The sequence below is a fragment of the Streptomyces nymphaeiformis genome (assembly GCF_014203895.1).
Classification (GTDB): Bacteria; Actinomycetota; Actinomycetes; order Streptomycetales; family Streptomycetaceae; genus Streptomyces; species Streptomyces nymphaeiformis.
This window is the reverse complement of the sequence record NZ_JACHJY010000005.1, coordinates 457,003-482,445: the sequence shown is the minus strand read 5'-3', so window position 1 is coordinate 482,445 and position 25,443 is coordinate 457,003. Positions and strand designations below refer to the sequence as shown.

The 25,443-nt window shown below is 70.8% G+C and carries 24 protein-coding genes and 1 pseudogene; 13 read left to right on the top strand and 12 right to left on the bottom strand.

The genetic code is table 11. The features are described from left to right. Positions 1–13: 13 nt before the first annotated feature. The 3 genes from GGE06_RS19630 to GGE06_RS19620 form a co-directional block, all read right to left on the bottom strand. On the bottom strand, positions 14–1,429 hold the full coding sequence (locus GGE06_RS19630; RefSeq protein WP_184931371.1) for a C40 family peptidase: 1,416 nt from the start codon (positions 1,427–1,429) through the stop codon (positions 14–16). A gap of 74 nt (positions 1,430–1,503) precedes the next feature. After that, entirely contained in the window at positions 1,504–1,803 is a 300-nt protein-coding gene (locus tag GGE06_RS19625) for a DUF8847 domain-containing protein (protein WP_184931370.1), read from the bottom strand. A 27-nt stretch (positions 1,804–1,830) separates the two neighbouring features. Beyond that, positions 1,831–2,553 (bottom strand): TetR/AcrR family transcriptional regulator, encoded by a 723-nt coding sequence (locus tag GGE06_RS19620; RefSeq protein WP_116158847.1) that lies wholly within the window; start codon positions 2,551–2,553, stop codon positions 1,831–1,833. A 124-nt stretch (positions 2,554–2,677) separates the two neighbouring features. Here GGE06_RS19620 and GGE06_RS19615 point away from each other — a divergent pair, with 124 nt between their 5' ends. Both GGE06_RS19615 and GGE06_RS19610 read left to right on the top strand, forming a co-directional pair. Next, positions 2,678–3,787 carry a ferritin-like domain-containing protein gene (locus GGE06_RS19615; protein ID WP_184931369.1) on the top strand — a complete coding sequence of 370 codons (1,110 nt, stop codon included), beginning with the start codon at positions 2,678–2,680 and terminating at the stop codon, positions 3,785–3,787. A gap of 45 nt (positions 3,788–3,832) precedes the next feature. Further along, positions 3,833–4,708, top strand: coding sequence for a proline-rich domain-containing protein (locus tag GGE06_RS19610; protein WP_221518276.1), 876 nt, complete (start codon positions 3,833–3,835; stop codon positions 4,706–4,708). A gap of 180 nt (positions 4,709–4,888) precedes the next feature. On the opposite strand, the gene GGE06_RS19605 is transcribed toward GGE06_RS19610, so the two are convergent. From GGE06_RS19605 to GGE06_RS19580, 7 genes and pseudogenes are all read right to left on the bottom strand, one after another. After that, positions 4,889–6,367 carry a penicillin-binding transpeptidase domain-containing protein gene (locus GGE06_RS19605; RefSeq protein ID WP_116158844.1) on the bottom strand — a complete coding sequence of 493 codons (1,479 nt, stop codon included), beginning with the start codon at positions 6,365–6,367 and terminating at the stop codon, positions 4,889–4,891. Beyond that, on the bottom strand, positions 6,364–7,722 hold the full coding sequence (locus GGE06_RS19600; protein WP_116158843.1) for an FtsW/RodA/SpoVE family cell cycle protein: 1,359 nt from the start codon (positions 7,720–7,722) through the stop codon (positions 6,364–6,366). Before GGE06_RS19600 ends, GGE06_RS19605 begins: the two co-directional genes overlap by 4 nt. Positions 7,723–7,777: 55 nt before the next feature. Continuing rightward, the gene (locus GGE06_RS19595) at positions 7,778–9,049 is read right to left on the bottom strand and encodes an ATP-binding protein (protein ID WP_184931367.1); all 1,272 of its coding nucleotides are present in this window, start codon (positions 9,047–9,049) and stop codon (positions 7,778–7,780) included. Further along, positions 9,046–9,816, bottom strand: a complete 771-nt coding sequence (locus GGE06_RS19590) for a hypothetical protein (RefSeq protein ID WP_116158841.1) — start codon at positions 9,814–9,816, stop codon at positions 9,046–9,048. The genes GGE06_RS19595 and GGE06_RS19590 overlap by 4 nt, the downstream gene beginning before the upstream one ends. Before the next feature lie 101 nt (positions 9,817–9,917). Further along, positions 9,918–12,014 (bottom strand): PBS lyase, encoded by a 2,097-nt coding sequence (locus GGE06_RS19585; RefSeq protein WP_184931366.1) that lies wholly within the window; start codon positions 12,012–12,014, stop codon positions 9,918–9,920. A 1,071-nt stretch (positions 12,015–13,085) separates the two neighbouring features. After that, positions 13,086–13,268 (bottom strand): annotated as a pseudogene (locus GGE06_RS42680) (non-homologous end-joining DNA ligase); the annotation flags it as partial. Positions 13,269–13,462: 194 nt separating this feature from the next. Next, the gene (locus tag GGE06_RS19580) at positions 13,463–13,870 is read right to left on the bottom strand and encodes a winged helix-turn-helix transcriptional regulator (RefSeq protein WP_312883197.1); all 408 of its coding nucleotides are present in this window, start codon (positions 13,868–13,870) and stop codon (positions 13,463–13,465) included. Positions 13,871–13,970: 100 nt separating this feature from the next. Here GGE06_RS19580 and GGE06_RS19575 point away from each other — a divergent pair, with 100 nt between their 5' ends. The 5 genes from GGE06_RS19575 (at position 13,971) to GGE06_RS19555 (ending at position 19,926) form a co-directional block, all read left to right on the top strand. Beyond that, positions 13,971–14,486, top strand: a complete 516-nt coding sequence (locus GGE06_RS19575; RefSeq protein WP_184931364.1) for a luciferase domain-containing protein — start codon at positions 13,971–13,973, stop codon at positions 14,484–14,486. Between the two features lie 246 nt (positions 14,487–14,732). Next, positions 14,733–16,274: a M4 family metallopeptidase gene (locus GGE06_RS19570; RefSeq protein WP_246532664.1), complete on the top strand. Its 1,542-nt coding sequence runs from the start codon at positions 14,733–14,735 to the stop codon at positions 16,272–16,274. Positions 16,275–16,687: 413 nt separating this feature from the next. Next, a complete protein-coding gene (locus GGE06_RS19565) occupies positions 16,688–18,802 on the top strand; it encodes a KAP family P-loop NTPase fold protein (protein WP_184931362.1) in 2,115 nt (704 codons plus the stop codon). A 96-nt stretch (positions 18,803–18,898) separates the two neighbouring features. After that, entirely contained in the window at positions 18,899–19,339 is a 441-nt protein-coding gene (locus GGE06_RS19560) for a GntR family transcriptional regulator (RefSeq protein WP_184931361.1), read from the top strand. Between the two features lie 17 nt (positions 19,340–19,356). Continuing rightward, positions 19,357–19,926 carry an HD domain-containing protein gene (locus GGE06_RS19555; RefSeq protein WP_184931360.1) on the top strand — a complete coding sequence of 190 codons (570 nt, stop codon included), beginning with the start codon at positions 19,357–19,359 and terminating at the stop codon, positions 19,924–19,926. Here GGE06_RS19555 and GGE06_RS19550 read toward each other — a convergent pair. Then, positions 19,914–20,387 carry an NUDIX hydrolase gene (locus GGE06_RS19550; RefSeq protein ID WP_184931359.1) on the bottom strand — a complete coding sequence of 158 codons (474 nt, stop codon included), beginning with the start codon at positions 20,385–20,387 and terminating at the stop codon, positions 19,914–19,916. The two genes, GGE06_RS19555 and GGE06_RS19550, sit on opposite strands and share 13 nt — an antisense overlap. Beyond that, positions 20,384–21,154, bottom strand: a complete 771-nt coding sequence (locus tag GGE06_RS19545) for a helix-turn-helix domain-containing protein (RefSeq protein ID WP_184931358.1) — start codon at positions 21,152–21,154, stop codon at positions 20,384–20,386. The genes GGE06_RS19550 and GGE06_RS19545 overlap by 4 nt, the downstream gene beginning before the upstream one ends. 714 nt (positions 21,155–21,868) lie before the next feature. Between GGE06_RS19545 and GGE06_RS19540 the strand changes: the two genes are divergently transcribed. The 6 genes from GGE06_RS19540 to GGE06_RS19515 are packed head-to-tail and all read left to right on the top strand — an operon-like array spanning position 21,869 to position 25,370. Continuing rightward, positions 21,869–22,162 carry a hypothetical protein gene (locus GGE06_RS19540; RefSeq protein WP_184931357.1) on the top strand — a complete coding sequence of 98 codons (294 nt, stop codon included), beginning with the start codon at positions 21,869–21,871 and terminating at the stop codon, positions 22,160–22,162. Further along, positions 22,159–22,350, top strand: coding sequence for a hypothetical protein (locus GGE06_RS19535; RefSeq protein WP_184931356.1), 192 nt, complete (start codon positions 22,159–22,161; stop codon positions 22,348–22,350). The genes GGE06_RS19540 and GGE06_RS19535 overlap by 4 nt, the downstream gene beginning before the upstream one ends. Then, positions 22,347–23,372 (top strand): DUF2637 domain-containing protein, encoded by a 1,026-nt coding sequence (locus GGE06_RS19530; RefSeq protein ID WP_246532633.1) that lies wholly within the window; start codon positions 22,347–22,349, stop codon positions 23,370–23,372. Before GGE06_RS19535 ends, GGE06_RS19530 begins: the two co-directional genes overlap by 4 nt. Beyond that, the gene (locus GGE06_RS19525) at positions 23,369–24,019 is read left to right on the top strand and encodes a GGDEF domain-containing protein (RefSeq protein ID WP_184931355.1); all 651 of its coding nucleotides are present in this window, start codon (positions 23,369–23,371) and stop codon (positions 24,017–24,019) included. Before GGE06_RS19530 ends, GGE06_RS19525 begins: the two co-directional genes overlap by 4 nt. Continuing rightward, positions 24,016–25,035: a DNA cytosine methyltransferase gene (locus GGE06_RS19520; protein WP_184931354.1), complete on the top strand. Its 1,020-nt coding sequence runs from the start codon at positions 24,016–24,018 to the stop codon at positions 25,033–25,035. Before GGE06_RS19525 ends, GGE06_RS19520 begins: the two co-directional genes overlap by 4 nt. Continuing rightward, positions 25,035–25,370 carry a hypothetical protein gene (locus GGE06_RS19515; protein WP_184931353.1) on the top strand — a complete coding sequence of 112 codons (336 nt, stop codon included), beginning with the start codon at positions 25,035–25,037 and terminating at the stop codon, positions 25,368–25,370. The genes GGE06_RS19520 and GGE06_RS19515 overlap by 1 nt, the downstream gene beginning before the upstream one ends. Positions 25,371–25,443: the final 73 nt, after the last annotated feature.

Here is a 25,443-nt window from a genome sequence, read left to right as displayed (position 1 = left end):
AGGGAGCGGGAGTTCAGTTCTTGTCGTAGCCCTCGTCCCCGCCGTCCCTCGCACCTGCCGGAAGCACGGGCGGGGTGTACGTCTTCAGCGCCTTTCCCTCCGGATCGGGCCGTACGGCCCCGAGCACCGGGTTCGCCGCGAGCGGGGAGACCTTCACCCTGCCGCCGGGGCGCGGGGCCTGCACCACCAGGCCCCCGCCCAGATAGAGCGCCACATGGGTCGCGCCCGGGAAGTAGACCACCAGGTCCCCGGGGCGCAGCTCGGCCAGCGGCACCCGGGGCAGGGTCGCCCACTGCTCCTGGCTGGTCCTCGGCAGCTCCCGGCCGGCCGCCGCCCACGCCTGCTGCGTCAGCCCCGAGCAGTCGTACGCCTCCGGGCCCTCCGCCCCCCACTCGTACGGCTTGCCGATCTGCCCCACCGCGAAGCGCAGGGCCTCCGCCCCCGCCCGCGACGGGGTGCGCACGCCGTCCAGGACCCCGGAGTCGAGCAGCTCGCGCTGCGCGCCGGCGGTCTGGACGCGTTCGAGCGCGGTGAGCCGGGACAGCTGGTCCGGCGACAGGGCGGCGAGCAGCTTCTCGACCTCCTGGAGCTTGGCCCGCACCTCGTCGCGCCGGGTGCGCTGCGCGGCCGCGAGCCCCTGCTGCCGGTCGAGCGCCTTGCGGGAGGCGCTCGCGAGGCTGCCGGCCTGCCGTTCGGCCCGGGTGAGCCGCGCGATGGCACCGGCCCGGTCGCGGGCCGCGCGGGCCATCAGATGACCCTCGTCCAGGGCCGACTGGGGGTCCGCGGCGAAGAGCAGCCCCAGGTACGAGGGGAACGAGGAGGGATCGGACCTGCCCTGGTACTGGTCCCGGGCGATCCGGCCGGCCGCCGCACGGCCCTCCGCGAGCGCGGTCCGGGCGGCGGTGAGTCGGGCGGTGACCTTCCTGGTGTCGGCGGCCTGGCGCTTCAGGGCCTCCTCGGCGGCGTTGTACTTCTCGGTCGCCGCCTCGGCCTGCTGGTAGAGCGTCCGAAGCCGGGTGAGCAGCCCGCCGACGGAGTCCCCGCCGGGGGGCGGGAGGGCGGCGGCGTCGTCGTCCTCGGCGGTGCCGTTCGCGGGGGGAGCGGCCGTGGCGGGGGGAGAGGCGGTGGCCGGGGTGACGGGATCCGCGCCGGGTGCCGTACTGGTACCCGAAGGCGCGACCGGATCCGCGCCGGGTGCCGTACTCGTGCCCCCGGGCGGCACGGGATCCGCGGCCGTCACGCCCGGCGTGCCCGTATCCACCGGTCCCACCGGTTCCGCCGCCGGGTCGCCCCAGGCGATCGGGGCCTCCGCAGGCGGGTCCACCGGCGGGGGGGCCGGGACGGCACCCGCCGCCGGGAGGACTCCCGTGAGGGCCGTCGCCGCGGCGAGCGCCCCCGTGCAGACCGTGCGCAGCAGCCTTCGCGACACGTCATCACCTCCACGGGGATGATGACGTGTCACTTCATGCGATTACCGTACGAATCGGGGCGTGCCTTCTCTCGTCACTCGTTCGGCCCCGGCCCCGGCCCCGGCCCCGGCGTCGGCTTCGACCACGGCCACTTCAGCTCGCGCCGCTCCCGCCCCTCGGGGGCGTACTGGTAGACCCAGCCGCGCTGGAGCCCGAGCCGCTTCGTGTATCCCGAGGGCTCGCGCCGGTAGGCGTACAGGGTCGGCGGGCGCCCGTCGTGCGCCGGGACCGGGACCTCGTACCACTTCGGCGGGTGGCCGGTCGGGCCGAGCAGGATCGGCAGGACCCGGCCGTCGAGGGGGCCGCCGCGGAAGGGGGTGTTCTCGCTCTTCACCCCCACAGTCTCTCCCGGCGCAGGGCCTCACAGCAGGTGGGCCGCCCCGTCCGCCACCGGGATCACCCGGCGGGCGAGCGCCGCCACCGGCCCCTCGGGGGTCTCCTGCGCGAGGAGCCGCCTCACGACCTCCGCCGTCTCCGGGTCGCCCGCCGCGGTCGCCGCGAGCAGGGCGACGAGATGGTCGACGAGCCACTCCCGCAGCTCCCGGGCCGGCGGCCGCTTCTCCTCGTCGAGCCAGATGAGCGAGGCCGCCTCGACGGCCGCGATCCACGTCCGGACGAGCATGCCGAGCCGGGGGCCCGGCCGCTCCACCCCGAGGTGGACGAGGATCTGCCCGGCGGCGGCCCGCCGCACCTCGTCCACGATCGCGGAGGTCCGGGAGGTCTCGGCGACGCTGCCGCCGCGCAGCAGGGCGCTGAACCCGGTGTCGTGCCCGTCGACGAAGGCCAGGTAGCGGTCGAGCACCCGGCCGAGCCGCTCGGTGGGCGGCCCCTCCGGCGGTTCGGCGAAGCAGCGGTTCAGGGCGTCGGCCGAGGAGCGCAGGGCCGCCTCGTACAGCTGCTGCTTGCCGCCGGGGAAGTAGCGGTAGACGAGGGGCCGCGAGACCCCGGCCGCCTCGGCGACGTCGTCGAGCGAGACGTCCTCGGGCGCCCGGTGGGCGAAGAGCTCCTGGGCGGTGTCGAGGAGCTGCCCGCGCCGCTCCTCGACGCTGAGCCTGCGGTACGCGGGGGTGGCGGCGCTCGTCATGCACCGCAGCGTATCCGCGGAGCGGGACGCTCGGACGCCGGGGCGACAAAGCCTTGTGCGCGACTTGTTGACGATCCGTCTACCACCGTGTGAGCCTGCTGGAAAAGGACGGAAGGAGTCGTCAGTGTCGACGCACGACCTCTACGTGAACGCCCCGGCCGGACCCGTCTGGGAGGTCCCCGCCGCCGGTTCCGCCCGCTTCTCCTGGGACTACGACGACGGCCGCGAGCGCCTCCTCGCCCTCTACCAGAAGGGCAAGGACAAGCAGTGGGACGGCGCGACCCGGATCGACTGGGGCATCGAGGTCGACCCGTACGACCCGCTCGGCACCCCCGACGAGGTCCTGACGCTCCACGGCACCCGCCACTGGGCGAAGATGACCGAGAAGGACAAGGGCGACCTGCGCCGGCACTACGCCTCCTGGCAGTTCAGCCAGTTCCTCCACGGCGAGCAGGGCGCCATGGTCTGCGCCGCCCGGATCGTCGAGTCCGTCCCCGACCTGGACGCCAAGTTCTACTCGGCCACCCAGACCATGGACGAGGCCCGGCACGCCGAGATCTACGGCCGCTTCCTCCACGAGAAGATCGGGATGCTGTATCCGATCAACGACAACCTCCAGGGCCTCCTCGACGACACCCTGCGCGACTCCCGCTGGGACATGCCCTACCTCGGCATGCAGGTCCTCATCGAAGGCCTCGCCCTCGCCGCCTTCGGCATGATCCGCGACACCACCGACAAGCCGCTGCCGAAGCAGATCCTCGCGTACGTGATGCAGGACGAGGCCCGGCACGTCGCCTTCGGCCGGATGGCCCTGCGCGACTACTACCGGCAGCTCGGCGACGCCGAACTGCGCGAGCGCGAGGAGTTCGTCATCGAGGGCTGCTACCTGATGCGCGACCGGCTGCGCGGGGTGGAGGTCCTGGAGAACTTCGGCATCCCGAAGAAGGAGGCGGAGGAACTCAGCGAGCAGAGCGAGTTCCTGCACCTCTTCCGCAAGCTCCTCTTCAGCCGGATCGTCCCCTGCGTCAAGGACATCGGACTCTGGGGCGAGCGCCTCCAGAAGGCCTACCTCGACATGGGCGTCTTCGACCTCGGCGACTCCAACCTGGACCTGCTGATGACCCAGGACGAGGAGATCGCGGAGGCGCTGGACCGCGAACGGTTCGCGACGGAGGAGGCGGAGCGGGCCGCGGAGGTGGAGGTCGCGATCGCCGAGGGGTCGGCGGGGGAGTAGGAGCAGGGACGGGGGCTGTCATACGGGTGACGTAGCGTGCTCGTCATGACCATGCCACCATCGCCGACCCCGCCGCCCCACCAGCCGTACGGCGGGCCCGTACCGCCCCCGCAGCAGCCGGGCGCGTACGGGGCTCCGCGGCAGCCCGGTGCGTACGGAGCCCCGCAGCAGCCCGGCGCCTTCGGGGCTCCGCAGGGCTACCCGCCGCACGGTGTTCCGCCTCACGGGGTTCCCCCGCAGTACCCGGGGCCCGGCGCGCCGGGCTGGGGGCAGCCGCCCATGGGGCCGCCGAAGAAGAAGCTGTCGGCCGCGGCGATCACCGGCATCGTCGTCGGATCCCTGGTCCTGGTCGGCGGTCTCGGCTACGCGGCCAAGGCGGGGCTCGACGGCGTCACCGGCTCCTTCCCCGAGGCGACGCACAAGCTCGTCGTCCCCAAGAGCCTCCTCGCCGAGCGGTACACCCTGGTCTCCGACCTCTCCGACACCCAGGGCAAGGAGATCGAGAACACCCCCGACTTCACCGTCAAGGACGCCCAGGCGGCGGTCGGGCAGTACCGCGGAGAGAACCAGGCCACCCTCGTCCTCTCCGGGATGTACGGCCGCATCAAGAACCCCGGGGCCACCCGCGCGTCCATCCTCCGGGGCGCCGCCACGGACGAGGGCTCCACGCTCGCCGTCCGGCCCAGGAACTTCACGCCCGCCGGATCCGGAGTGACCGTCAGCTGCCAGGTCACCACGTCGAAGAGCGCGCTCGGTACGACCACGCTCCCCATGTGCGCCTGGGGCGACGACAACACCGCGGCCGCGATCGCCCTCGTCACCGCCGAGTCGGCCACCGCCGACCCGAAGGACATCGACCTGGCCGAGCTCGCCGAGACCACGGTCAAGATCCGCGCGGAGATCCGCAAGCCGATCGGCTGACGCATGCGGAGGGGGGCGGGATATTGGATCCACGGTCCAGGATCCAACCTCCTGGCTACGGGATATTGAATCCGCGATCCAGGATCTTGGATCCAGCCTTTCGGCTACGGGGTATTGGATCCACGATCCAGGATCCAGCCTCCCGGCTACGGGGTATTGGATCCACGATCCAGCCCCCGGCTACGGCTTCCGCGCCTCCGCCTCCAGCCTCAGCGCCTCCTCCATCACCGCCTTCGCGATCGGCGCCGCGCTGCCGCCCCCGCTGATGTCCGTACGGGAGGCCTCCGCGTCCTCGACGACGACCGCCACCGCCACCGCGGGCTGGGCCGCGTCGTCCGCCTGCGCCCAGGCGATGAACCAGGCGTACGGGGTGCCCGTGTTGCCGAAGCCGTGCTGCGCGGTGCCTGTCTTGCCGCCGACCCGGGCCCCGGGGATCATCGCGTTCGTGCCCGTGCCCTCCTCCACGGCCCGCACCATCAGCCGCTGGAGCTGCATCGCGGTCGCGGGGTTCATCGCCTGCCGGTAGCTGTGGCGGGCCGTGCGGTCCACGATCGTGCCGCCGGAGGTCGTGGTGCGGTCGACGAGGTACGGCTGGGCGATCTCCCCGTTGTTGGCGACGGCCGCCGCCACCATCGCCATCTGGAGCGGGGTCGCCGTCGTGTCGAACTGCCCGATCGACGAGAGCGCCAGCTGGTCCGGGCTCATCTCCCGGTCGAAGTTGGACTTCGCCACCCAGGACGGCACCCGGAGCCCCGTGTCGTTGAAGCCGAACCGTTCCGCCGCGTCGACCATCCCCGTAAGACCCACCTTCACCCCGAGTCCGGCCATCACCGTGTTGCAGGACCACTGGATCGCGGACGCGAGGGACGCGTCGCCGCAGCCCGTCGCCTCGTTCGGCAGGACCTGCCGGGTGCCGGGCAGCACGAACGGGTCCGGGGTGTCCGTCGCCGCGTCCGGGTCCCGCACCACCCCCGCGTCCAGGGCCGCCGCGGCCGTCACGATCTTGAAGGTGGAGCCCGGCGGATACGTCTGCCGCAGCGCCCGGTTCAGCATCGGCTGGTTCGGCGAGGTGTTGAGGCGCCGCCAGGCGTCCTTGACCGCCTGGCCCGTCCCGGACAGGACCCCCGGGTCGTACGAGGGCGAGCTGACCAGCGCGAGGATGCGGCCGCTGTACGGCTCGACCGCCACGACCGCGCCCCGCTTCCCGTCGAGCCCCCGGAACGCGGCCTCCTGCATCGGGGCGCGGATCGTCGTCACGACGTCGCCGCCGGGCTGCCGGCCGCGGGTGAGGTCGTTCCAGAAGGGCAGGGGCGCGAGCATCGGGTCGGTGCCCGCGAGGACGTCGTCCTCGGCGTGCTCGACGAGCGTCGTGCCGTACGTCTGGGAGGAGTAGCCGGTCACCGGCGCGTACAACGGGCCCTGCTTGTACGTCCGTTCCCAGCGCAGCTGCTGCCCGCTGTCCCGGGAGCCGGTCACGGGCTTCCCGTCGACGACGATCCCGCCGCGCGGATGCGCGTACCGGTCGATCGCGATCCGCCGGTTGGCCGGGTTGTCGTCGAGGGAGTCGGCCTGGAAGACCATCACGCGGGCGGCGTTGACGAGCAGCGCCACCAGGAGGACGAGGCAGAGGGCGGCGGCCCTCCGGATGTAGCGGATCACCGGGGACCCGCCTTCGCCAGCTCCCCGGTGTCCGCGCCGTCCGGCTGCGGCGCGCGGGCCGAGTCGCTGACCCGGATGAGGAGCGCGACGATCACCCAGTTGGTCACCACGGACGAACCTCCCTGCGCCAGGAACGGCATCGCCATGCCGGTCAGCGGGATCAGCCCCATCACCCCGCCCGCGATCACGAAGACCTGGAGCGCCACGATCGAGGCGAGGCCGATCGCGAGCAGCCGCCCGAAGGGGTCGCGCAGCGAGAGGCCGGCGCGGTAGCCGCGGGCGACGAGCAGCGCGTACAGCAGGAAGAGCGCGGTGAGGCCGACGAGCCCGAGCTCCTCGCCGGCCGTCGCCAGGATGAAGTCGGACTTGGTGGCGAAGCCGATGAGGACGGAATGGCCGAGACCGAGCCCGGTACCGAGGATCCCGCCGGCGGCGAAGGCGAAGAGCGACTGGGCGAGCTGCCCGGGCCCGTCCCCCGCGCGGATCGACGCGAAGGGGTCCAGCCAGTCCTGGACCCTGGTGTGGACGTGCGGTTCGAGCGAGCCGACGAGGAACGCGCCGGCGGAGGCCAGGACGAGGCCGACCGCGATCCAGCCGGTCCGGCCGGTCGCCACGTACAGCATGATCACGAAGAGTCCGAAGAAGAGAAGCGAGGTACCCAGGTCCCGTTCCAGGACGAGGACGCCGACGCTGAGCAGCCAGATCGCCACGATCGGCCCGAGGACCCGGCCCGTCGGGAACTGGAACTTCCAGATCCGGCGGCCGGTGTACGCGAGCGCGTTGCGGTTGGCGGCGAGGTACGCGGCGAAGAACACCGCGAGCAGGATCTTGGCGAACTCGCCAGGCTGGAACGAGAACCCGCCGATCCGGATCCAGATCTTGGCGCCGTTCACCGCGGGGAAGAAGATCGGCAGGATCATCAGGGCGAGCGCGGCGGCCACCGACACGTACGCGTACCCCTGGAGTGTCCGGTGGTCGCGGAGCAGCAGGACGGCCACGATGAACAGCGCCACCCCGAGCGTCGACCAGACCAGCTGCGTCGTCGCCGCCTGGTCCTTCGGCGTCTCCAGGTCGAGGCGGTAGATCAGCACCAGACCGAGGCCGTTGAGCAGGACCGCGATCGGCAGCAGCAGGGGATCGGCGTACGGGGCGCGGAAGCGGACCGCGAGGTGGGCGACGAGCGCGAGCAGCCCGAGCCCGGCCCCGTAGCGGGCGGCGTCGGGCGGCACCGCGCCGCTGCGGGCGAGGCCCACCTCCGCGTACCCGAGGACGGAGATCAGGACCGCGCCGATCAGGAGCGACAGCTCCACGCCGCGCCGCTTCGGGACGCGGATGCCGGGCGGGGGTGCGGTCATGGCCGCAACGTAGCAAGCGGTATGCCCTATGTCCCTTTTGTGTGACGGTGTGCCGTCACTGCGCGGATTCGGAGTCGGCGAGCCGTACGTACTCCGGCAGCCGCAGCCGGGCCTCGGCGCCCCCGTCCGGGGCGGCGGCGAAGACCAGCTCGGCGCCGATCACCTCCGCCTGACCCGCCGCGATCGTCAGCCCGAGGCCGTGCCCCTTGCCCCCGCCCTCGGTACGGAACCGCTGCGGCCCCGACTCCAGGAGGTACGCCGGATAGCCCGGCCCGTGGTCCCGCACGGACACCACCGGGCCGTCCACCGTCACCACCACCGGCGGCGCCCCGTGCCTGTGCGCGTTCGCCACCAGATTGCCGAGCACCCGCTCCACCCGCCGCCGGTCCGTCTCGACCGTGGCGTCCCGGAGCACCCGCACCTCGGTGTCCGTGCCCGAGGCGCGCACCACCCGCTCGGCGAGCGGCCCGAGCTCGTGCACCGCCAGGTCGACGGTCTCGGTGCGGGCGTCGAGCCGCGAGATCTCCAGGAGGTCCTCGGTGAGCCCGCGCATCGCCCGCACCCTGTCCCGTACGAGCTCCGACGGCCGCCCCTCCGGCAGCAGTTCGGCCGCCGCCGAGAGCCCGGTCAGCGGGGTCCGCAGCTCGTGCGCCACGTCGGCGGTGAACCGCTGCTCGCTCTGCAGCTTGCGCTGGAGCGAGGAGGCCATCGTGTCGAGGGCCCCGGAGACCGTGGCCACCTCGTCCTGGGGCCGGGTCGGGTCCTTCGTACGGGGGTCGTCGACGCGCGCGTCGAGGTCGCCGGCGCTGATCCGGCGGGCCACCTGCGCGGTGAGGTGCAGCCGGCGGGTGACCCGGGTGACCGCGAAGGCGCCCACGAGCAGGGTCGCCCCGATGGCCAGGACGGAGGAGCCGAGGATCGAGCGGTCGAGCGCGTCGATCGTCTCGGCGCTCTGGGTGTAGTCGAGGCGTACGGCGAGGGCGCGGCCGTCCGCCGGGCCCGCCGCCCACATCGTCGGCCGGCCCGCGTACTCGGACACCATCGTGCCGCGCTCCCCGCGCACGGCGAGCGCCCGCAGCGAGGCGGGCAGGCCGGGCGGATCCACGCCGGCGAACCGGGGGAGCGGCTCGCCCGCCTCGTACAGCTCGCCGACCTCGGTGAGCCGCGTCAGGGCCTTCTCCCGGGAGTCGCTCACGGTCTGGCCGGCCACCGAGACGTGGACGAGGACACCGAGCAGGGCGGCCAGGGCGCAGCACATCACCGTGATGAAGACCGCCGCCTTCCAGGTGAGGGTCGCGGTCCAGGCGGGCCGCCGGGGCGCCCTCACGGCGTCGCCTCCGGGGGCAGGGGTACGGGCGCGGGCCCGTCCGTCGGAGTCGGCGACGGGCTCACCAGGTGGGGCGCGGGCACCATGGAGGGCCCGGTGCCGGAGGGCTTCACCCGTACGATCTCGTCGCGGGTCGGCAGCATGCTGCCCTGCTGCTCGTCCCAGGACCAGGCGGTCCGGTACTCGTACCCGGGGATGCCGGCCGAGCCGACCCGCAGGATCAGGTCCCGGCCCGCCAGCTCCACGCTGATGACCTGGTCGACGGTCGACATGATCCGGGTGAGGCCGCCGTTCTCGGCGAGGTAGACCCGCACCCCGACCTGCTGGTCCGGCATCCGGATCCCGACGATCAGCTCGTCCCGGCCGTTGCCGGTGAGGTCGCGGTAGTACGGCCGCAGCACCGGACAGGCGGCCGGAGCCGTGCCGCAGGCCTCGATCGCCCGGGCGGTCTGCGCGTAGAGACCGTCGGGGCCGGTGTACGTGTCGGGGTGGGCGCGCACCTCGGCCTGGACGACCGCCACCGGGTCGACGGAGTGGACGTCGTTGTCGGCGGCCCGGATGCCGGGGACGCGCTGGATGTCGGACTCGCCGTAGTCGAGCGGCGGGTTCGTGGCGGGCGGCAGATCGGGCCAGAGGCGGACGGGCCCCACGGCGGTGGGCGTGGGCCCGGCGCTCCTGAGCCCGCCCACTTTGCCGCCGCACCCGGAGAGCGCGAGGGTGAGCACGCACGGGACGCCGACGGCCCACTGCACTCCGCGCGGTCTCACGCTGCTCCTCGGTCGGTCGATGGGGGTCGGGCTCCTCGTAGACCTTATGCGGAGTGAAGTCCTTTTTGTCTCACCATCGGACCGGTTCCCTTCGGGCGGTCCTAGAACGTCCCCCGCTCCATCCGGGCCAGCGCCGCCCGGCACAGGGTCAGCAGCTTCTCGTCCACGTGGATGTCATGGCTGCCGGAGCCGTCCTCGCGGGCGTTGTGACGGCGCCTGCGGGTCAGCTCGGTGAGGACGACCAGCTGCGCCGCCGAGGCCGCCGGGCCCATCTCCGCCAGGCACTCCGCGATGTCCACGCGCGCGTGCCGGTTCTCCTCCCAGGCCGCGAGCAGCACCGGGAGCGCCACCGACGCGTCACCCGACACCCGCCACAGCGCCGCCGCGCTGCGGACCCGCACCCACAGGTCCCGCGAGGCCAGCCCCGGCCGCAGGGCCGGGGCCGCCGCGGCCGCCGCCGGACCGATCTCGCCGAGGGCCTGCGCGGCCGCGCACCACTCCGCACCCGACGCGCCCGGCTGGAGCCACCCCTCCAGGGCCGGCAGCACGTCCCCGCGATCACCCTCGGCCGCCCACAGCGCCCGCGCCGCCGTCGTGGCCACCGCGGCCGAATCGGCGGCCAGGAGTCTTCGCACGTCCGGTACGGCCTCCGCGGCGGCGGGCCCGAAGGCCGCCAGGGTCCGCAGGGCGGCCTCCCGCACCCAGTCGCGCCGGTTCGCCGGCGCCCCGCGCAGCACCCGCAGCACCTCCGGCACGGCCTGGGCGCCCCGCACGGCCGCCAGGGCGTACAGCAGCGGCGCCGCCCGGTCGTACAGCCGCTCGTCGAGCTCGACCTCGGCGAGCCGGCGCGTGAGCAGCGGGGCGAGCATCGCCGCGGAGGGCCCGAGCCCGTCCATGGCGTACAGCAACTCGCGCCGCACCTCGGGCTCCTCCAGCGCCCGGGCGAGCAACGGGACCGCCCGGGTGTCCCCGGCCCGGGCGAGCGCGAGCAGAGCACCGTCCCGCCCGGACCTGACCGGCCCCGCAGCGCTCGTGCCCGCGGCTCCCGGGCCCGCCGCGAGGCGGGCGGCGAGTGCGTCCGCTGCGGGTGCGCCCAGTTCGAAGAGTCGTTCCAGGAAGGACGTGGCCGCCTCGCGGAGCCGGGGCTCGGGGTCCTGGAGCTGGGCGCCGACGAGTCGCACGACCTCCTCGTACCGCCCGCGCCAGACCCGTATCAAACCGCCGCACATCCAGATCGCGTCCGAACGCTGCCCCCAGTCGGGACTGCGCAGCTGCGCGACGATCAGCGCGATCCGGTCGTCGACCCGGTCGTCCAGCGCCGCGTGCAGGGTCCGCAGCAGCTCCTCCGTCCACGGCGCGGGCCGCCCGGCGGCGTGCTCCTCCAGGAGCTCGCGGACCTGCCCGATGAGGGTCGGCGTCGCCGCCCGCTCCGTGCCGGGGGCTGCCGCCCGGTTCGCCGAGGTCCTGATCTCCTCCAGGAGCCCCGTCACCCACGGCACCACATCGTCCGGAATGTCACCGGGCGCGCAGCGCGCCCGCTGCGCGAGGGCGGCGAGCCGGAGCCCGGGGTCCTGCGCGGCGCGGGCGAGCCAGCCGAGCCACTCGACGGTCTCGGTGCGCAGCGAGGCGTGCCGCAGGGCGAGCCGCCCGACGGCGGCCACCAGGGCGAGCCGCACCTCGGTGTCCCGCTCGACGGTGAGCCGCTCCCGCAGCAGGTTCAGCACCCGGGCGGGCTCGGGGTGCAGCGAGGCGAGCGCGCACGGCGCGGCCAGCCGCACCTCGGGGTCGGCGTCCGACACGAGGCCGAGGAAGACGTCGGCCCCGGCGGCGATGGCTGCGGCCGCCATCGCGTAGTTGGCGGCGGGGATGAACTCCTCGTCGTCCGCGCCGAGTTCGTCCAGTTCCTCATCGTCGTCGTCGAGCTCGATCCCGCCGATGCTGGTGAGCAGCTCGACGATGCAGCCCCGGTCCTGGACCGCGGGGTCGGCGACGAGTTCGAGGAGGAAGGGGATGCAGGCGAGCGTCGAGTCGTACACGTCGCCCTGGTGGTGCACCGCGCCGTACATGCCGTCGAGGGCGGTCTCCCGCTCCGCGGGGTCGGCGGAGGCGAGTCCGCGGAGCAGCTCCGGCACGTCGTCCGCGGGGCCGTACGCGTGCCCCAGCGAGGCCCAGTCGACCTCCTCGATCCCCGTCAGCATTGCCAGGCCGCCTTCCCCGTGAGCGCTGTGCCAGGCAGCAAGTGTGCACCACAGGACGGACAACAAAGCCGAACCGGCGACACCTGCCGCGCCCGGAGCGCCTGTTGCGGTCTCTTTGCGCCATGTACGGTGCGGAGCAAGGCAGTTGCGGTCGGTGTCGGAACGGACGACACGCCGGTGCCGGGTGAGGAGCGCGGGACGGTGCCGGGTGAGGAGCGCGGGACGGTGCCGGGTGAGGAGCGCGGGACGGTGCCGGGTGAGGGACGCGGGACGGTGCCGGACGCGGAGCGCGGGAGGGCGCTGGACGAGGGGCGCGGAGAGTCCCGCCTGACGACCCCCGCCACGCCGCCCCCTACCCCTCTGACCGGACCCGGGCGAACGTCGCCGTCTCGTGCCGCCCCGCGACCTGGTGCAGCTCGACCGGGAGCGGCGGGTCCACCCAGCTCACCGGCCCGTGCTCCGGGTCCTCCGCGAGGGGCCCCGCCCGGTCGCCCGCCGGCTCCCCGACCTCGCGCGACTGCGCCGGGGCAGCCGGGTCCGGCCTCGCGGGACCTGTGGGTGCGGGTCCGCAGCAGGGCGTCGCTCGTGTCGGCGTGCCGGATCTTGTGCCAGGCCCAGGTGGAGCCCGCCCGGTAGGGGGAGTCGAGCCGCTTCGCGACGACCTTCGCGACGCCCGCGTCCCGCAGGTCCCGGAACCAGCCCCGCGCGCACGTCGCGCCCGGGGCCGGGGAGCAGGTCGAAGGCGACGTACGAGACGGGCACCCCGGTCCGTACCCGGTCGGTGTGCGGCCGGAGCAGGTCGGTGAAGCTGAGCCGCCCGTCCCGGTAGGCGCACAGCTCGCCCGCCGTCCAGGACGATCCCCGGCGCGAGGTCCCGGCGGGAGCGGGACCGCAGGACGGCCTTCCCGGCGTCGAGGACGAAGGCCAGTACGCGGAAGCCGTCCAGCTTGAGGGAGTACGGGAGCTCCCGGGACGGCTCCGCCTGTGCGGGGATCTCGTCGGCGGCCCGGGGCCGCATGACGTCGACGGGCGGCGGCAGCACGACGGCGCCGCCTTCCTCCGGGACTCCGTTCACGGGACGGCCCCTGCCCGCCCCGGCTCGAGGAGCGGCTCCATGAGGTCCCCGTACCGCTCCAGACGTGGCGCGATGTCGCCCCTGAGGAGGACGAGATCCCCGGGCGGGGCGCAGCCCTCCACTTCCTCCCAGGTGACGGGCGCCGAGACGGAGGGCAGGGCCCGCGCGCGCAGGGTGTAGCTGCCCGTCGGGACCGTCCGGATGGCGCAGGGAGGGTCTGGCCGCGCTGCCGCTCCCCACCGCGACGACCGGCAGTTCCTTGCGCAGCCTCATGCGCCCCACACTGCGACCGGGGTCGGTCGCCGACACGCAGGCGCAAGGCATCGGGCCGGGGGGGGGGGGGGGCAGGTCGCCGACACACAAGGGCAAGGCCTCAGACCGGGGGCAGGTCGCCGGCACCGCCGTCGTCGTACACCCGCCGGGACCGCCCGATGTACGAACGGTGTTCCTCCGCCCACCGGATGAGCCCGCCCACCTCGGCCGACAGGGTCCGGCCGACCGGCGTGAGCGCGTAGTCGACGCGGGGCGGTGAGCTGGGGGTGACGGTGCGCAGGACGAGGCCGTCGCGTTCCAGGCTGCGCAGGGTGAGGGTCAGCATGCGCGGGGAGATGCCCTCGATGGAGCGGCGGAGCTCGGAGTAGCGCCGCGGGCCGTCGCCGAGGAGCGCCATGACGAGGACGCTCCACTTGTCGCCGACGCGGTCGAGGACCTCGCGCAGCTCGCAGACCTGGTCGGTAACACCGGTGTGCGCAGGGCCTGTTGAAGTGCCGTCTTCTGTCACGCGGGGAGCATCGCGCAGACTGCGGGTCGGGCACAAGAAGTACCCAGGGCACGCCCGGGTACCGCCCCTTCCCTTTCCCTCCCCCCCTCTGAGGAGCCCCATGTCTGCCGACCTGCCCCTCGACCTCACGTCCCTGCCCGCGCGCAGGGGCCCGCGTCCGCGGACGACCGGCGCCGAGATCCCGCACGACCAGCTGGAGGACTTCTCTCCGCCGGCGGTACGGGAGGAGCTGGTGGCCCGTGCCCGACTGCTGCCCGGAGTGGTGACCGGCCCGAGCCTGGTCTCGGAGCCGGGCTCGCTGGCGCTGCGGCTGCCCCGGATCCCGGAACGGGACCGCTCCTTCACGGCGTTCCTGCACCCCTCGGTGGACGAGTTCGGACATGTCCACCGCTCCGGCTTCCTCCACCTCACCGTGGAGCCGACGGCGCTGCCGGCTCTGGTGGACCTCGGCTGGGCGGAACCGCATCCGATCACGAGGCGGCCGGAGTTCCCCGACACGATCGTGATGCTGTACGCGCCGCGCGACGAGGAGGAGCTGGAGGTGGCGACGGCGGTGCTGCGCTCCTCGTACGCCCAGGCGGTCGCGAACGGTCGCCCCAACGCGGGTGTCCGATAAATGAACAGCGGTTGAAGTTGATCCAACTCGCCGCATAGCGGACGCTCTTGGCCGCCCTTCGGACAACAGATGGTCAAATCCTTGTTGCATACCTGTCAAACGGGGACTTTCGCTGGCACGCTCACCCCGCAACACACCCCCACCAAAACCCCCACGCTTCACAGCGAAGGAGCCCGCGTGACCCGCCAGCAGTCTTCGTCCCGCCGCACCACCGCCCGTGCCGCCGCGCTGATCGCCTCCGCCGCCATGGTCGTCGTCGGTGTCCAGACCGGATCCGCCAACGCCGACGCCCAGCGCGAGGCCGGTGCCACCGCCGTCCAGCTGACCGGCAGCCAGCGCGCCGCCGCCATCCACGAGGCGCAGGGCGAGGCCGCCGCCACCGCCCAGGCCATCGGCCTGCCGGCCCAGGAGAAGCTGGTCGTCCGGGACGTCGTCAAGGACGCGGACGGCACCGTGCACACGCGCTACGAGCGCACCTACGAGGGCCTCCCGGTCCTCGGCGGCGACCTGGTCGTCCACCAGAAGAAGTCGGGCGCCCGCTCCACCACCAAGGCGACCTCGGCCCGGATATCCGTCGCCACCACGACGGCCGCCGTCTCGTCCGTCGCCGCGGGCAAGTCCGCCCTCGCCTCCGCCGCCAACGCGGACGAGAAGGTCGCTTCCGCCCGCAAGGTCATCTGGGTGGCCACCGGCAAGCCGGTCCTCGCCTGGGAGACCTACGTCACCGGCGTCCAGAAGGACGGCACCCCGAGCCGCCGCCAGGTCGTCACCGACGCCACCACCGGCAAGGAGCTCTCCTCCGTCGAGACGATCGAGACGGGCGTCGGCAACACGATGTACGCCGGCCAGGTCACCCTCGGCACCTCGGGCTCGTACACCCTCACCGACGCCACGCGCGGCGGCCACAAGACGTACGACCTGAACGGCGGCACGTCCGGCCAGGGCACGCTCTTCACCAACTCCACGGACACGTGGGGCAACGGCCTCGCGAGCAACCGCGAGACGGCGGCCGCGGACGCCCACTACGGCGCGGCCGTCACGTGGGACTTCTACAAGAACGAGCTCGGCCGCCTCGGCATCCGCGGCGACGGCGTCGCCGCCTACTCCCGCGTCCACTACGGCAGCGCGTACGTGAACGCGTTCTGGGACGACTCCTGCTTCTGCATGACCTACGGCGACGGCATCAGCAACACCCACCCGCTCACGTCCCTCGACGTGGCCGGCCACGAGATGTCCCACGGCCTGACCTCCTCCACCGCCAACCTCCGCTACAGCGGCGAGTCCGGCGGCCTGAACGAGGCGACCTCCGACATCCTCGGCACCTCGGTCGAGTGGTACGCCAACAACGCCTCCGACACCGGTGACTACCTCATCGGCGAGAAGATCGACATCAACGGCAACGGCTCGCCGCTCCGTTACATGGACCAGCCCAGCAAGGACGGCTCTTCCGCCGACTACTGGTCGAAGTCGGTCGGCCGCCTGAACGTCCACTACTCCTCGGGCCCGGCGAACCACTTCTTCTACCTGCTCTCCGAGGGCAGCGGCACGAAGACGATCAACGGCGTCACCTACAACTCGCCCACCTACAACGGCGCCACGCTCACGGGCATCGGCCGCCAGGCCGCGTACAAGATCTGGTACAAGGCCCTCTCCACCTACATGACCTCCACCACCGGCTACGCGGGCGCCCGCACGGCCACCCTCTCGGCCGCCGCCGACCTCTACGGCACCGGCAGCACCCAGTACAACGCGGTCGCCGCGGCCTGGACCGCGATCAACGTGAAGTAACCCCACCGGCACCACACGAAGGCCCCGCCCCGGCACCAGCCGAGGGCGGGGCCTTCCGCTTGAACCCCTGAACCCCTGAACGCCCGAACGCCTGAACCGAGACATACGAAAAAGACCCCGCTTCCAGCGTTTCCGCTGATCGCGAGGTCTTTTTGGCACTTCCTGCGAAGTGCCCCCGGCAGGATTCGAACCTGCGCACACGGCTCCGGAGGGCATGCTCAACTAGGCGTCTACACCACCTCCGAGCTGCTACTTCTCATGAGGAGCAACCCCACCAGGCCGGTCTCACTCGCCCGTCACGCGTGCGGGCGGCAACGCCCAGGTCTCTCCACAACCTCTGGGCCGCAGCCGTAGCCATGCTGAGACCTCCGAACTGCGACACGCAGGGCAGCAGCCACAGCTATCGTTCCGTCATGAGCCAGCGCAGCTACTTTCGTGATGACCCGGACCCGGCCAACGACAGCCTCGAGCGGCGGTCATTTGCCCAGAGCGTTGTTGGGGCTCTTGCGCAAGTAAGGCAGCAGAGCAAGTCGAGCGTCGCCGGCCTCATCGGGCCTTGGGGGTCAGGAAAGTCCACCACCTTGTCCATGGTTCTGGATGGGCTGAAGGACGGCCAGGATGTCGACTGGACCGTGGTGGAACTGAATCCGTGGCTCTACAGCGATACCGAGTCCCTGCAACTGGGCTTCTTTGTGGCGCTCCGTGAGGCTCTTCCGGATGGAAGTAAGTGGAGTCAAGGGCGAGAGCGAATCGGAAATTTCTTCACCGCGATCTCGCCTGCCGGAAAAGTGAATGGAATCGCCGGAGTCGACGCCAGCGCTGCTCTCGAATCCGTAGGTAAATGGATCGCTGGTGATGTCAGCGCCAACGGTATGAAGGCCCGAGCGGAAAAAGTCTTGGAGGACTTGGAAAAGCCGATCATGTTCGTCTTGGACGATCTCGATCGCCTAACGCCGGAAGAGCTTTTGATGGTGTTCAAGCTTGTCCGGCTAGTGGGGCGACTTCCGAACATCTACTACCTGCTCGCTTACGATGAGAAGACTCTGCTGGACCTGATTCAACAGACGGACGTCGCTGCGGGGGACAGGCTCCGCGCCCGTGACTACATGGAAAAGATCGTCCAGGTTAGATTCGATATGCCTCCAATGAGGCCGAAGCAGACGCTCGCTCTTCTCGATAGCGCGTTGACGGAGCTTATGGAGCGTTACGGTGTGGTGATGGATGAGCAGGATGTCATCCGCTTTAGTGCCACCTATCAGGACCTCATTTCCGGCTATCTGACCACACCTCGCGCCGTCAATAGGTACATTGCGCAAATTGACTCACTATTCGACTCCCTGAATGACGAAGTGAACTTCGTTGAATTCTGTCTCCTCACCTTCCTTCGCACTTTCGAGCCTGAAGTCTATAAGAAAATTCCTGGCTCTTGGCGTGCTGAACTTCTTGGCGAGGACGTTGGGAGGATGCTTCGGCAGCGGAGCGGGGAAAATGCTCAGGAGGAGGCTCGCTGGCTTAAGGAGCTCTCGGAGGCAGGCGCTGCGGATGCGCGAACCCAGTCGATTTTTGACCTGCTGAGCTCTCTCTTCCCCGCCCTGGAGATGATCAAGAAAAACTACAGCGGAGGTCTTGGTTCGCTTCAGGACAAGGCTGAGCGCCGGCTTGGGGTCGGGCACCGCGACTACTTCGATCGGTACTTCTCCTTTGGCGTCCCTGGTGATGACGTTCCGAATAGAACGGTGAGGGGCTGGCTCGTTCGTCTCGGCGAAGGCCCGGATGAGTCGGTGGCGGCCGAGCTCGAAGCGTCCCTGTTTGAAGACACTGTACGAATCGCGCGGAAGATCGAAGCGCGCATCTCCGAGTTTCCTGACGCCGCCTGTCTGATCCTTCCGATAGCTGCCGATATCCGATCCAGAGTCGTACACCAGTCTTTTTCGATCGTCGGCAGCCCGATGCTTGCCGTTGAACGACTTGCTCGAGTTGCAATGGAGGCGGTTCCGTCCGATAGGGCGCATGCAGTAATTCTTGAAATGGATTCGTACGAGTATGGGGCGATTCTGGTTTCGGAAGTGCTTGAGGACTTGAGGCTCACCGGGGATGAGGGCAAAATTACGCCAGTAGAGCCTGCAGTTGTAGAGGTGCTCCATCGCCGAGTAGAAGGCTTCATTTCGCGAGATCTTAAAGACGTCTCTGATCACGATTTCAGGCACGTATTCCACTGGCGACGTGCAGCGGGTAAGGAGGTGGTTGACCCCATCTTGCGTGAAGCGCTAATTGGTGGTCCTTGGGATGCGCTGGAGTTTGCTGCACTGAATGTGTCTGTAGCGATCAGTGGATCCGGTGAGTCGCTTTCCGATCTAAGGATCGATTTTCTTGAGGAAGTGGTTGGACTCGACTACTTCTACGAGAATCTCTCAAGCGAACTTGATGGATTCGAGGAGAGTGTGCCGGACCATCTTCCTGTTACCAGGGAAAATCGCAGGAAGGTCGCTCTTGCGCGCCTTAAGTACCGTCGCGGCCCACGCGACTAGGGCTGCGGCCATCTGAGTAGGGATATGTGTGGGACGCTTGAGTGGTCCCCATTCGCTTGCAGTGGCTAGAAAATGAGGCCGGAAGGAGGGAATCTCGTGCCAGTGGCGAGCCCGCGCGGAACCTATATGCGCATTGCTGAAGGGGTGCGCAAGGAAATCTCGGAAGGAAAGTTCAAGAATGGGATCCTTCCATCCGAGGCTGCCATGGCTGATAAGTTCGGCGTGGCGCGAAATACGATACGGAGAGCACTCAAGAGTCTAGAGTCGGATAAACTGGTGGTCTCGGTGCCAGGAGCGGGATGGCGGATCGCTTCGGCTCCAATTCGCCCCCTCGTTCAGCGCCTTACTGAGCTCATCATTGAAGATTCCTTGTCGATTGGCGATGGTTATCCGTCTGAGTCTCAACTGTGCGCGCGCTTTGACGCCTCGCGGACTGCGGTGCGACGGGCTTTGGCGCAAATGGAGGGCTCTGGTTTGCTCATCGCCGTCCACGGCAAGGGCCGCACGGTACGCGCCCTCCCGGCCGTCCCTGAGTAGCCGTAGCCTTGACGTCCATGGGGCTTACTGAGTGGGCGTACTCGCTCTCCGAATCGATGTTGTCCGGTCCGCTGCCGCGTCGTTGGGCGCACTCCCTCGGAGTGGCCAAGCGGGCTCGGTCTCTGAGTCCGATCCTCGGCGCCGATGCGGAGTTGCTGGAGGCTGCCGCCGTTCTGCATGACGTCGGGTACTCGCCGGCCATCGCGACTACCGGCTTCCACCCGCTCGATGGGGCCCGGTTCCTTCGGGACCAGGAGGGTGCCGACGAGCGTGTGGTGCGGCTCGTGGCGCATCACTCCTGTGCGCTCCTGGAGGCTGAGGAGCGAGGGCTCCGGCATGAGCTTGAGACTGAGTTCGAGCTTGAGCGGCCGGAGCTGGTGGACGCGCTGATCGTCTCCGACATGACGACGACGCCCGACGGCGGGCACACCACCCCGGTCGCCCGGCTGGACGAGATCGTGCAGCGGTACGGGCCGGACACCATCGTGGGACGGTTCATTCAGCGCGCGGCGCCCGAGATCTACGCCGCCAATGAGCGGGTGGAGCGCCGTATGGCCGCTGCCGTGGCCGGCGCTCAGCCGAGGTAGGGCTCTCGTCGCGACTCGTCCAGGCCGTGCCGGATGCGCAGCCTCATGGACGGGTGGATGTCCAGGTCATCGAGGTCCGCTGGGTGAACCCAGCGGACCTCCTTCGATTCGCTGCTCGTGCGGAGGGATCCGCCGACCGGGTGGGCCCGGAAGCAGATGGAGAACTGCTGCCGGACCTCTCCGTCGTCGTACGCCAGGACGTGGTCCGGGTCCGTGTAGAGGCCGACGATGTTGTCCACCTCCACCTCGATCCCTGTCTCCTCCCGAACCTCCCGGACCGCGGTGTCGCCGATTCGTTCGCCGATGTCGTGGCCTCCGCCTGGGAGGGCCCACAGGTCGTTGTCGGTCTTATGGATGAGGAGGAGCCGCCCCTCGTCGTCGCGTACGACGACCGTCACGGACGGCACCACCGAGTTGGCTTTTGGGGCGGCGGGGTCGCGGAAGTAGTCGGTTCGGCTCATGCGTCCGAGCCTGCCAGGTCAGTGGGTGAGGTGATGGGGCGGGCGCTCTCCCAGACTCGCTCGATGCTCTCGGCGTAAGCGTCGAAGAGCTCGCCGCCGGCCACCCGCTGGATGTGCAGCACCGGCGCCATGTACGCGCCGACGCCGTACAGGTGCCCGTTTGCGAGCATCTGGTCGTCCGCGCGATAGAGGGAGTTGTAGAGGGTGGTGGAGTGAAGGCGGAATTCCACGCCAGGGAGTCCGAAGAGTGGCGCATAGTTGACCAGGGCATTTCGGATCTTGCCTGCCATGGCGCCACCGATCCCCTCGTCGGCTCCGCGCACTGCCACCGCAGCTGAGTCGGGGTCGCCGAGCATGAACCGGACCGGGATGCCGGCGGCCGACTTCTCCTTGACGACCTGGTGGAAGGCCGCGTCCTCAGTGAGCCAGAACCCCGAGTAGACCAGGACATCGAAGGATCGCTGAGCGCTGGCGTAGAGCTGCGTCCAGAGCCGGTTCGGCACGACCGAGCGGTGGGGGTAGAGCTTGATCAGCTCGGCGTTGCCCGCCTCGGTGACCTCCGCGGACGTCCGTTCCTCAGGCCATAAGTAAGACATCTCGCGTTGGAGGAGCGAGGCCGTCGCGTACTTGAATCGGCGGTACGGCTGGCGCTTGGGGTCGTTGATCCAGCGCTCCACTGTCTTCGCCGACACCCCGAGCCGCTCGGCGACCTGATCGAGCGTCATGCCGCTCTCGATGATGGCGCCGCGCAGTCGTTCGTTGGCCATGCCGCACTCTCCCATCCGCGGGACGACTTGGGACGACTTCACCGTAGCCAAGTCGTCCCACAGCCGTACATGTGTGGAGTCCAGCGTCTGCCCTGATCAGGCCAAGCTTGAGGCATCGAGCGGGGCGGGTTCACGACCTCCTTGAAAACCAAGGGACTTGACGACCCCAACCCGCCTCTCCATGATGAGGAACAGGTAATACATGTACCTCATCGGGCTTCGGTCCGAAGAGAGGTGCTGTCTGCAAGCACAGGGCGGGGACGCTGCAATCCCGCTAAAGGCCAGGTGGAACAGGGTTGTGGCCCGTACTGGCGAGGTGGCCCGGCGACCGCGAGCAACGGCCGGAGGGTGGGGACACAGGTCCCCCTTGCAGTGCTTCATCCGATCCGACCGACCCGAGGGGGTCTCCATGCATCGACGAAGACTTTGGGCGCCGCCCGTGCTCGACCGGCACGGCGGCCATGCCTACCGCGTCCCCTGATCCGCAGCTTCGGCGCACCGGGATGGCCGGTGATTCGCGGACGTCAGATCACCTGCGCAGCGGTTGCTGCGGCCGGTTGCCTCCCTCGCCCGTCCGGGCCCCGCACGGGGTGCCGTACGGGCGAGGCAGAGGGGAGCCGGAGAAATTCCGACCCCGCCGCGCTGGGGTGGCTGCCTCTCACCACGGACCGAGGCCACCCAGCGCCCCTTCGACAAGTTCAGGAGCGATCAGCCATGCGTACATTCATCGGCGGCCATCAGGCCGTCAGCGCCAACGACTTCGTGGAACTCGCCCTCGGTACCCCGGTGGAGCTGTGGCTCGGGGTGGAGGGCGAGAGCGAGGAGGAGCGCGCGGCCCGTCTGGACGCGGCGCGGGACATCCTCGCGGACAACCCGAACCTGCCGGACGAGGTGAGCCGGGTCGCCGCCGAGGCGATCGAGGCGTTCGCGCCGGAGCTGTTCAACGTCATCCCGCTGGTACGGCCGGCGGCCCGCCGCTCCCGTCCCCGGAAGGGAGCGGCGGCATGAGCGCCCGGATGCCCTGGGGCCCGGAGCTGGGTCCCGTCTGGCTCGGCTCGCTGATCGCGGTGGGCAGTGCCGCGGGCGCTGTCGCGGCCCATCAGGCATGGCTGTTCGCCGCGGCGGTTCTCGGGTTCCTCATCCAGCACATCGGTTGGGCTGTTCGGAACCGGAAGCTCTTCGGCGGTGCGCGATGACGACCGCGATCACCAACGAGCGGTCGGCGGTGCCGCCGCTGACGCGTCCGGAGATGGGCCTCGCCGGTGTCGGTGCGCTCGCCGCGGCCGGTGTCGGCGCGCTCGGGCTCATCTCCTCCTTCGATGCCGTGTCGGCCGCCGCGCTGCGGTGGGGCTTCGGTGAGCCGTGGATGCTGCCGGTCGGCATCGACGTGGCCATTCCGGTGTTCACGGTGGCCAACCTGCTGCTGATCCGGATGGACATGGCCCTCGCGTGGGTGCGGTTCGTGCCCTGGGTCCTGACCCTGATCACCTGCGGCCTGAACGTGGCCGCCGGGCACGGGATGTGGGCCAAGCTCGCCCACGGCACGATGCCGCTGCTGTGGGTGGTGTTCTCCGAGATCGGCGCCCACATCTACGCCGTACGGATCGGGGCCGCGACCGGCCGCCGGATGGACAAGATCCGGGCCTCGCGGTGGCTGCTGGCCTTCCCCTCCACCTTCTTGCTGTGGCGCCGGATGACGCTGTGGGAGATCACCTCCTACGCCGATGCGCTCGCCCGCGAGAAGGAGCGGCAGCTCGCCCGCGCCGACTTGCGCGAGACCTACGGCTGGCGGTGGCGGTCGAAGACCCCGCGCCGCGAACGCGTCCTCCTGCGGCTCGGGGAGCTTGCCCCCGACGGGGCCGTGGAGGAGCCGGAGCAGGAACCCGCCGTGCCGCCCGTCCCGCCGCCGGCCGAGGAGCAGGACGAGCGGAAGCCGCGCAAGCGCACCACCCGACAGAAGCCCAAGGGGGCGAAGCCGCCGCGTTCGGCGGCGGAGCTGCTGGCCGAGGCCCGTGAGCTGACCGCCGACTGGCCCCTCGCGGGGATCAACGCCGAGGCGATCCGGACCGCGCTGCACTGCTCGGCAGCCAACTCCCGCGTTCTGCGTGACGAGTTGCTCGCCGAGCGAGCCAGCCGCCCGGAGCTCCACTCCGTCGAGACGAACGAAGGCAGCGACACGGACGAGTCCGCCGAGACGGCCGAGGAGGTCGCCGCATGAACACGCTCGCCACGATCCTTGCCGCGACCGGCCCGCTCGCGGCCGGATGGTCCGGCCACGTGCTTTGGTTGCGCCGTCGGCTCCGCACCGCCCGCCGTGACCCGCTGACCGGGCTGCGGACCCGCGAGGGCTTCACCCGCCGGGCCGCCGCGCTCCTGCGCGACGACAGGGCGGTGGTCGTCCTCGCGGACGTCGACCACTTCAAGCAGATCAACGACCGCCACGGCCACGCGGCCGGCGACGCCCTCTTGAAGGCCACCGCCGACCGGCTCGCCCACTATGTCGGCCCGAACGGTGTTGCCGGGCGCCTCGGCGGCGACGAGTTCGCGGCCGTCGTCCTGGACACCGACGGCACGGTCGCGGACCTCCTCGCCGTCCTTCACGGGGTGCTGGCCCGCCCCGCCGACAAGGCCAACCCGCACGTCGCCACCACGGTGTCCCTCGGCTGGGTCCGCGCCGCCGACTTCCCCGGCGAAGACCTCTCCGCGCTCCTCGGCCGAGCCGATGAGGCCATGTACACGGCCAAGCAGGCGCGTGCCGGGGTCCGGCGGGCGGGGCTGAGGCGGCTGTTCGCTACCGTGGCCGGCCGCCGCTCCGGACGACGCGGCGCCCACACCGACGCTCCCGCGATCGTGGCGGCGGCATGAGCGGGCTGCGGATCGGTTCGCTGTGCACCGGTTACGGCGGGCTGGACATGGCCGTCCAGACCGTCTTCGGCGGGACGCTCGCGTGGGTGGCGGACAACGATCCCGGAGCGTCCCGCATCCTGGCCCACCACCACCCCGGCGTGCCGAACCTCGGTGACTTTACGGCCCTGGACTGGCACGACCTTGAGCCGGTCGACGTCGTCATCGGTGGCTATCCGTGCCAGCCGTTCAGCACCGCAGGCAAGCGGAAGGGAGTGCACGATGCCCGGCACCTCTGGCCCCACATCGCTCGTGCCCTTGGCGTTCTTCGACCCCGACTCGCGGTCTTTGAGAACGTCGCAGGGCACCTTCGACTGGGATTCGACACCGTCCTCGCCGACCTTGCCGGCCTCGGGTTCGATGCGGAGTGGTGCCTTGTACGCGCATCGGAGGTCGGCGCTCCCCACCGACGCCAGCGCCTCTTCCTCCTCGCCGCTCCTGCCGACGCCGCGGACCTCGGACACGAACGGGGCCGGGACGCACGGCGACGGGGGCATGGACCTGCGGACCACGGTCACGCTCCTGCCCACGCCGAACGCTTCGTTCCCGGGCACCACGGCCAATTACCGGCCGGACGGGACGCCGTACAGCAGCGGGTACGGGCTGACGCTCCTCGATGCGGCACGGCTGTTGCTGCCTACTCCCACCCGCGCGGACGGGGAGCGGACGAGCCTCACGTTCGGCAGGGGGAACCCGACACTGACTGGGGCAATTTCGCCCCCGCCATCGCCCGCTGGGAATCCGTCCTCGGGCGGCGTGCCCCATGGGCAACTGACGATCGACGTCGTCTGAGCCCTGCCTTCGTCGAGTGGCTCATGGGCCTGCCCGCCGGTCACGTCACGGACGTGCCGGGGCTGCCCCGCACGGCGCAGCTCAAAGCTCTGGGCAACGGAGTCGTACCCCAACAGGCCACGGTCGCCCTGGAGGTTCTCTGGGCTCGCCTGGAAGTTGCCGCGCGCAGGGGGAGGGCTGCGTGATGTCCGAGCCGATCGTCGCTGCGGGGCTGTTCCGCGCGGTGATGGTGGCTGCCGGCCACCGCTGTCAGTGCGAGGGCGCATGCGGCCAGCCGCACGCGAAGGGCGCTGGCCGCTGCACCAAGGTGCACGACGCCTACGCGAGCAAGCACGGCGGCCCGGTCCGGCTCATGGCCGCCGCGACCAACCCGCTTACTCCCGACCGTCAAGCCGCTGCTCTTCCCGCGAGTGAGCTGCGCGCCTGGTGCCCGCCCTGCTTCACCGCCGCCCGACGGGCCGCTCAGCGAGCCGCCGCCGCGACGCCCGACGCCGACCAGGGTGGCCTGTTCGACCTGTGAGCAACGGGGTCCGGTCACGACCGACCAAAGCAGCGGCCGGACCCCTCCATCCCTTTCAAGAGAAGGAAGAGTC

Coding starts and splice junctions, on each gene's coding strand:
- GGE06_RS19520 (WP_184931354.1), top strand. CDS start 24,016: ATGAGCGGGCTGCGGATCGGTTCGCTGTGCACCGGTTACGGCGGGCTG.
- GGE06_RS19575 (WP_184931364.1), top strand. CDS start 13,971: ATGTCTGCCGACCTGCCCCTCGACCTCACGTCCCTGCCCGCGCGCAGG.
- GGE06_RS19525 (WP_184931355.1), top strand. CDS start 23,369: ATGAACACGCTCGCCACGATCCTTGCCGCGACCGGCCCGCTCGCGGCC.
- GGE06_RS19585 (WP_184931366.1), bottom strand. CDS start 12,014: ATGCTGACGGGGATCGAGGAGGTCGACTGGGCCTCGCTGGGGCACGCG.
- GGE06_RS19570 (WP_246532664.1), top strand. CDS start 14,733: ATGGTCGTCGTCGGTGTCCAGACCGGATCCGCCAACGCCGACGCCCAG.
- GGE06_RS19550 (WP_184931359.1), bottom strand. CDS start 20,387: ATGAGCCGAACCGACTACTTCCGCGACCCCGCCGCCCCAAAAGCCAAC.
- GGE06_RS19530 (WP_246532633.1), top strand. CDS start 22,347: ATGACGACCGCGATCACCAACGAGCGGTCGGCGGTGCCGCCGCTGACG.
- GGE06_RS19540 (WP_184931357.1), top strand. CDS start 21,869: ATGCGTACATTCATCGGCGGCCATCAGGCCGTCAGCGCCAACGACTTC.
- GGE06_RS19545 (WP_184931358.1), bottom strand. CDS start 21,154: ATGGCCAACGAACGACTGCGCGGCGCCATCATCGAGAGCGGCATGACG.
- GGE06_RS19620 (WP_116158847.1), bottom strand. CDS start 2,553: ATGACGAGCGCCGCCACCCCCGCGTACCGCAGGCTCAGCGTCGAGGAG.
- GGE06_RS19535 (WP_184931356.1), top strand. CDS start 22,159: ATGAGCGCCCGGATGCCCTGGGGCCCGGAGCTGGGTCCCGTCTGGCTC.
- GGE06_RS19610 (WP_221518276.1), top strand. CDS start 3,833: ATGACCATGCCACCATCGCCGACCCCGCCGCCCCACCAGCCGTACGGC.
- GGE06_RS19600 (WP_116158843.1), bottom strand. CDS start 7,722: ATGACCGCACCCCCGCCCGGCATCCGCGTCCCGAAGCGGCGCGGCGTG.
- GGE06_RS19565 (WP_184931362.1), top strand. CDS start 16,688: ATGAGCCAGCGCAGCTACTTTCGTGATGACCCGGACCCGGCCAACGAC.
- GGE06_RS19515 (WP_184931353.1), top strand. CDS start 25,035: ATGTCCGAGCCGATCGTCGCTGCGGGGCTGTTCCGCGCGGTGATGGTG.
- GGE06_RS19555 (WP_184931360.1), top strand. CDS start 19,357: ATGGGGCTTACTGAGTGGGCGTACTCGCTCTCCGAATCGATGTTGTCC.